The organism is Helicobacter pylori, from assembly GCF_001998165.1.
GTDB classification, from domain to species: Bacteria; Campylobacterota; Campylobacteria; order Campylobacterales; family Helicobacteraceae; genus Helicobacter; species Helicobacter pylori_DL.
Genome location: NZ_MTWR01000015.1, coordinates 22,825 through 29,344, shown reverse-complemented (window position 1 = coordinate 29,344; position 6,520 = coordinate 22,825). Strand labels below are relative to the sequence as shown.

Genomic DNA, 6,520 nt, shown 5'->3' with positions numbered 1-6,520 from the left:
TTAAAAATGCAAAAAGAGTTTGAATGCAAAAAGTTTTCATCGCCCCTACCCATTACAAACGCCTTGATGAATTTTTAGCCAAAGAATTGCAAATTTCTAAAAACCAGGTATTGAATTTGATTAAAGAGGGGCTAGTGTTTTGTCAAAAAAAGGAGGTGAAAAAAGGGGGGCTAGCCTTAAAAGAGGGCGATGAAATCACGCTTTTAACGCCCAAAATCACGCCCAAACCCTTAAAAAGAGAGCTTGATTTAGAAATAGAAGTCATTTTTGAAGATGAAGACTTGTTGGTGTTGAACAAGCCCCCTAATTTAGTCGTCCATAAAGCCCCAAGCGTGAAAGAGCCTACTTTAGTGGATTGGTTAAAATCTCAAAATTACGAGCTTTCTAATCTTGGCTTAAAAGAGCGCTATGGGATTGTGCATCGTTTGGATAAGGACACAAGCGGAGGGATTGTCATCGCTAAAAACAATTTTACCCATGTTCATTTGAGCGAGCAGCTCAAAACTAAAATGATGGGGCGCTACTATATCGCCTTGCTTTCAACGCCCTTAAAAGAAGAAAAAATGAGCGTGGAATGCTATTTGACAAGAAACCCTAATAACCGCTTAAAAATGATAGCGCTCAAAGCGGCCAAAAAAGAAAAAAGCCGTTATTCTAAAAGCGAATTTACTAGCTTGCTGACTTCTCAAAATGGCATGAATTTGATAGGGGCTAAACTATTCACTGGGCGCACGCACCAGATCAGAGCGCATTTAGAATATTTGAACAGACACATCATAGGCGATAATCTTTACGGGCTTAATGGGGCGCTTCCTAAAGAAGAAATAAGGATCATGCTGCATGCCTATTTGATAGAGTTCAAACACCCTAGAAGCGAGCAAAAACTGCACTTTAAAGTTCCCCTATTAAAGGATATGTTAGAATATCTTAAAAAAGTTTTTGACAAGGAGAATTTAGATGAGGTCTTGGATGAAGAAAAAATACTTCACGCTTTTATTGCAAAGTAGTGTGGTATTAGCGGTTTTTATAGGGTGTTCTTCTACCAGGAATCATACTTTTTCAGCCCTTAATAATCAAGAAAATATAGACACAAAGCTTCCGGTAGTCCATTCTATTAAAACCATTAACGATGTGAGTTCAGTGGGTTTTGAATGGCCTAAAATCGCTGATACTTATGATATTGATGGGTTTATTTTGTATCGTTTGAAAAAAGACTCCAAACTTAAAAGAATCGCCACGATTAAAAACCCTTATGCGACCCACTATTATGATGAGGGGCTAGAAACAGAGAGTTCTTACACTTACCAGCTCGCTACTTACAAGGGCGATAAAATCTCTAATCTTTCAGAACCCATTTTAGTAAAAACCTCTTTTATCAATCCTGTAGAAAGCGTGTTCGCAAGCCTTGAATACCCTAAAAGCGTGAAAGTCTTTTGGAGTCCGCACCCAAATCCCAGCGTTTCTAAATACATCATTCAAAGGCAGAATAAAGACGGCAAATTTTTAAATGTAGGGGCTGTAAAAAACCGCTTGTTTGTGGAGTTTTTTGATAAAGATTTAGAAGATGGGAAAAAATACCGCTACCAAGTCATTGCTGAAAATTTCATGGGGGATAAATCCAGGCCTAGCGTCATAGTGGAGGGGAAAACCAAAGATTTACCCAAAGAAATCGCTAATGTTAGAGTGAGCCAAAACCTCACACGACACATTGAATTGAGTTGGGATAAATCCCCAGAAGAAGATGTGATAGCTTATCGCATTTACGCTTCCAATAACCGCAACGATAAATACAAATTCATCGCTCAAACCACTAACACTTCCTATGTGGATAAAATAGAAAAAGACAACCTTACGCGTTATTATAAAGTCGTCGCCCTTGATAAAACGCATCTTGAAGGGGCATTACCCAAAGAGCCTGCCATGGGTGAGACCGCTGACAGACCCGAAGCCCCTATCATCACTAAAGGGACTATTCAAGATTCTTCAGCCTTTATCCAATGGGAAAATAACCCAAGCGCTAAAATAGCCACTTATGCGGTGTATCGTTTTGAAGCCAATTCTAAAACCCCTTTGCGTTTTGGGAATATCACACAAAACCAGTTCGTGGATAAGGACATGAAAGTGGGCGTGGCTTACCGCTATCAGGTGGTGAGCGTGGATAAAGATGGTTTAGAGTCGCACCCAAGCAAAGAAGTGCGTTTGTTTTTAGAACGCTAAAAGGGTTTTAATGCCCCATTTTTTAGCCAAGCTAGACTCCAAGCCTTTAGAATACCCCTTAATAAGGGGGGATTTTTGTTTTCATAAGGAATTTTTAAGCTTAAAACACCCCACTAAAAGCTGTGTGTATGCGAGTTTTAAGAATGATGTTTTTTTATTGCAAAAAATCCGGCGAGCGGGTGATTTTTTGATCAAAAGCGAAAAAGCAACGCCCTTAAAACGAGAAATTTTAAAACAAGCTTTGAGGATTTATTCGCAATCTTTTGAAGTCATTTCGCATAATTTGCAAGAAAATTCTAAACATGCGAGCCAAAAAAAAGCCCTTGATTTAGAGGTTTTTGAAGATTTTATCCAAAAAAATCAAGCCCCTATTTTAGCCGAAATTGGTTTTGGGAGCGGGAGGCATTTGATAGAATTAGCCAAAAACAACCCCACTAAAACATGCTTAGGGATAGAGATTTACACCCCATCCATCGCGCAAGCGTTAAAGCAAATTGAATTGCTGGATTTAAAAAATCTGCACATCTTGCAAGGCGATGGCCGTTTGGTTTTAGAAAGCATGCCAAATCACAGGTGCGAGAAAATTTTTGTGCATTTCCCTGTGCCATGGAATGATAAAAAACACCGCCGGGTGCTAAGCGAAAAGTTTTTAAACGAAGCTTTAAGGGTTTTAAAGCCTAGAGGGTTTTTGGAATTACGAACCGATGATAGTCTTTATTTTGAAGACAGCCTAAAATTAGCCCTAAAAAACTTTCAATGCGAGGTAGAAATCAAAAAAAACGCTCAAATCCCGGTTATCAGCAAGTATGAAGCGCGTTGGAATAAACTCAAAAAAGATATTTATGATTTAAGAATTTATTCTTTAGAATTAAATGAAACCCCTTTTGATGACCATGCATTTGATTTTTCTTTTGATACAATAACAATTGATAAAGAAAGCGTTGGAGCGATTTTAAAAACCCCAAAAATCATCAAAGAAGGGTATTTTGCGCATGTTTGTAATATTTATGAGAATAAGGGGGATTTTTTAGTGGAATTGAGTATGGGGGATTTTGATTGGCCTGTGCGTTTGTTTGTTTTATTGGCAGAAAATAAGCTTTTTTACCTCAATAAAAGCCCCTTAAAAACCTTAAACAACCACAAAGCGCATCTTTTGCTTCAAAATATCCTAAGCCAAAAGGGAATTGGATGAGTGTGATCATCGCAGCGAACAATCTATGCTTACAATACCAGCAAAACGAACCGGTCATTAAGCATGCTAATTTGCGCATCAAACGGAAGGATTTTGTGTTCATTTCAGGGCCTAGCGGGAGCGGTAAAAGCACGCTTTTGCGTTCGTTTTATGGGGATTTAAAACTTTTTAGCGGTAAATTAGAAGTTTGCAATATCAACATGAACAACGCTTCAAAAGCGACGATTTTAGATTTGCGTAAAAATATTGGCGTGGTTTTCCAAGATTATAAATTGATTCAAGATTACACGATTGAGCAAAACATCAAACTGCCGATGGTAATTTGTGGGATCAAAAAAGAAGAATGCCACTTGCAGCTAGAAAAACTTTTAGGGCATATTGATTTACGCCATAAGGCTAACCGCTACCCCAAAGAGCTCAGCGGAGGCGAACAACAGCGAGTGGCTATGGCTAGGGCTATGGCGAACTGCCCTGAACTCATTTTAGCCGATGAGCCTACCGGGAATTTAGACGATTATTCTAGCGATAAAATCTGGAGCCTATTAAGGGGCATGAACACGCAATTAAACGCTACGATCGTGGTGGTTACACACAAATTCCCTAAAAATTTTAGCGCTTATCACCGAAAATTTTATATAGAAGATGGGGAAGTTTATGAATACTCTTAAAAAGCATTTAGCCTTTATCATTCCCCTAGTAGCGTTATTGTTTAGCTTGGAGTGTGTGTTATTTATCAATCAAGCGATCGAACAGAAAGAAAAAAAATTGATTGAAGATTATTCAGTCGTGTTGGCCAGCACGCAAAAATTAGGCTTGGAATTGTTGCGTCAAAATTTTAACGAAATCATAGCGTTAAAAGAAATTGATCCTAATTATTCTTTAGAGCCTCTTCAAAAAACTTTAGGCACAGACGGGCTTAAGGAATTAAAAAAAAATTTACCCTTTTTTTATTCTTTACAACTTTCCACATTCCCCACTCAAGAGCGTTTAGAAAACATTAAAGAAAAATTGCTCAAAATCCCTGGCGTTCAAAAAGTTGAAGTCTTTGCCAAAACTTACATGCAAGTGTATGATCTCTTGAGTTTTATTAAAGCAGCGGTCTATATCTTTGCGTTAGTGGTCTTTGTTTTATCGGTTTTATTGATGTTCAAGCAAGTCCGCATCTGGATCTATCAATACCATGAGAGGTTAGAAATCATGGATTTATTAGGGGCTTCGGTGTCTTTTAAAAACGGGTTTTTGTATAAAATAGCTTTAATGGATTCTCTAATCGCTAGCTTTTTAGCCCCCATGTTCATGCTCTATATCACTTCGCAAAAAGGTTTTGAAAAAACAATGGATACTTTGGGTATTATAGGAGGTGCGTTTGTTTTAAACCATTTTTTATGGGGACTGCTTTTTAGCCTTGTGGTCTCATTTGTTTCTGTTTTACTTGTAGCTTGGAGGACTAGGCATGTATAAATTAGGAATATTTTTATTAGCCACCTTACTATTGGCTAACACGCAAAAAGTGAGCGATATTGCTAAAGATATTCAACACAAAGAAACCCTTTTAAAAAAAACCCATGAAGAAAAAAACCAACTAAACAGCCGTTTGAGTTCTTTAGGCGAAGCGATCCGCTCTAAAGAGCTTCAAAAAATGGAGATTGAGCGCCAAATGGTTGCCTTAAAAAAGAGTCTTGAAAAAAATCGTAACGAAAGTTTGGCGCAAGAAAAAGTCCTAACCAACTACCGCAAGTCTTTAGATCATTTGCAAAAACAGCGATCATTTTTACAAAAGAGGGTGTTTGATACGCTTTTACAGGATTTCCTTTTTTCACAAGCCCTAAAGGGGCAGAATTTAGCCTCTTCTAACGATGTTGTTTTACAAGTAGCGTTTGAAAACTTGCACCAAAGCACTCTATCTAAAATGTCGCAACTAAGCCAAGAAGAAAAAGATCTCAATACGCAAGCTTTAAAAGTCAAAAGCAACATTCAAAAAATCTCATCCATCATAGACGAGCAAAAAACTCGTGAAGTAACCTTAAAATCCTTGCAAACCGAACAAAATAAGCTCATTTTAAGCATGCAAAAAGATTATGCGATCTATAACCAACGGCTAACCCTTTTAGAAAAAGAGCGCCAGAATTTAAACGCTCTTTTAAAACGCTTGAATATCATCAAGCAAAACAGAGAAAATGAAGAAAAAGTCAGTTTGAAAAAATCTTCTCAAGCTTTAGAAGTCAAACAAGTGGCGAGCTCTTATCAAAATATCAACACCACGAGCTATAACGGGCCAAAAACGATCGCCCCCTTGAACGATTATGAAGTGGTGCAAAAATTTGGCCCCTATATTGACCCGGTTTATAATTTAAAAATTTTTAGCGAGTCTATTACGCTAGTGTCAAAAACCCCAAACGCTTTGGTGCGTAATGTTTTGGACGGGAAAATCGTGTTCGCTAAAGAAATCAACATGCTTAAAAAAGTCGTTATCATTGAGCATAAAAACGGCATCCGCACGATTTATTCTCAACTGGATAAAATCGCCCCCACCATTAAAAGCGGCATGCGAATCCAAAAAGGCTATGTTTTAGGGCGCATTGATCAACGCTTGGGCTTTGAAGTTACCATGAGAGAAAAACACATCAACCCCTTAGAGCTCATTGCACGCAATTAAACAAATCATTTTTATTGCCGATATTGGCTAAAGAGTTTATGCAAACAAAGAAATAGTTATACTTGTAGGCATGGAAAAATTTGGAGGTTTTTATGGTCAATGAAGTTCAAGGGATTGGGATTCCCACATCTCACACAAGCGTTCAAACAACCCCCACAAAAGAGATCAGTCGCACAAATACTATAAACACCGTTGATGAATCTAAGACAACGATAGACCCTGATCAATACAAACCCAAGCTAGAGCTATTGAGCGAGCGTCTGAATGAAGAAATGAAACGCATTGGCACGGATATTAATTTTAGTTATAACGATACGATCAAAGGGTTAGTGGTTTCAGTCAAAGACGCTAATGGGGATAAGGTGATAAGAGAAATACCCTCTAAAGAAGCCGTGGAGCTTATGCAAAGAATGCGCGATGTGATAGGCATTATCTTTGATAAAAGAGGCTAAACA

Annotated in this window: 7 protein-coding genes; all 7 read left to right on the top strand. The window is 38.0% G+C overall.

The window, feature by feature from the left end:
• Positions 1-23: 23 nt before the first annotated feature.
• The 7 genes from BZK24_RS02560 to flaG all read left to right on the top strand — a co-directional run bounded on the left by BZK24_RS02560 (position 24) and on the right by flaG (position 6,517).
• Complete coding sequence (locus tag BZK24_RS02560; protein ID WP_077656470.1) at positions 24-1,007, top strand: RluA family pseudouridine synthase; 984 nt, start codon at positions 24-26, stop codon at positions 1,005-1,007.
• Entirely contained in the window at positions 970-2,217 is a 1,248-nt protein-coding gene (locus tag BZK24_RS02555; RefSeq protein WP_171972376.1) for a fibronectin type III domain-containing protein, read from the top strand. The genes BZK24_RS02560 and BZK24_RS02555 overlap by 38 nt, the downstream gene beginning before the upstream one ends.
• A 10-nt stretch (positions 2,218-2,227) precedes the next feature.
• A complete protein-coding gene (gene trmB / locus BZK24_RS02550; RefSeq protein ID WP_077656468.1) occupies positions 2,228-3,409 on the top strand; it encodes a tRNA (guanosine(46)-N7)-methyltransferase TrmB in 1,182 nt (393 codons plus the stop codon).
• Positions 3,406-4,077: an ABC transporter ATP-binding protein gene (locus tag BZK24_RS02545; protein ID WP_000111062.1), complete on the top strand. Its 672-nt coding sequence runs from the start codon at positions 3,406-3,408 to the stop codon at positions 4,075-4,077. The genes trmB and BZK24_RS02545 overlap by 4 nt, the downstream gene beginning before the upstream one ends.
• Complete coding sequence (locus BZK24_RS02540) at positions 4,064-4,870, top strand: FtsX-like permease family protein (RefSeq protein WP_033745859.1); 807 nt, start codon at positions 4,064-4,066, stop codon at positions 4,868-4,870. Before BZK24_RS02545 ends, BZK24_RS02540 begins: the two co-directional genes overlap by 14 nt.
• Positions 4,863-6,065, top strand: coding sequence for a murein hydrolase activator EnvC family protein (locus tag BZK24_RS02535; protein ID WP_077656467.1), 1,203 nt, complete (start codon positions 4,863-4,865; stop codon positions 6,063-6,065). The genes BZK24_RS02540 and BZK24_RS02535 overlap by 8 nt, the downstream gene beginning before the upstream one ends.
• Before the next feature lie 92 nt (positions 6,066-6,157).
• Complete coding sequence (flaG, locus tag BZK24_RS02530; RefSeq protein WP_000245963.1) at positions 6,158-6,517, top strand: flagella length regulator FlaG; 360 nt, start codon at positions 6,158-6,160, stop codon at positions 6,515-6,517.
• Positions 6,518-6,520: the final 3 nt, after the last annotated feature.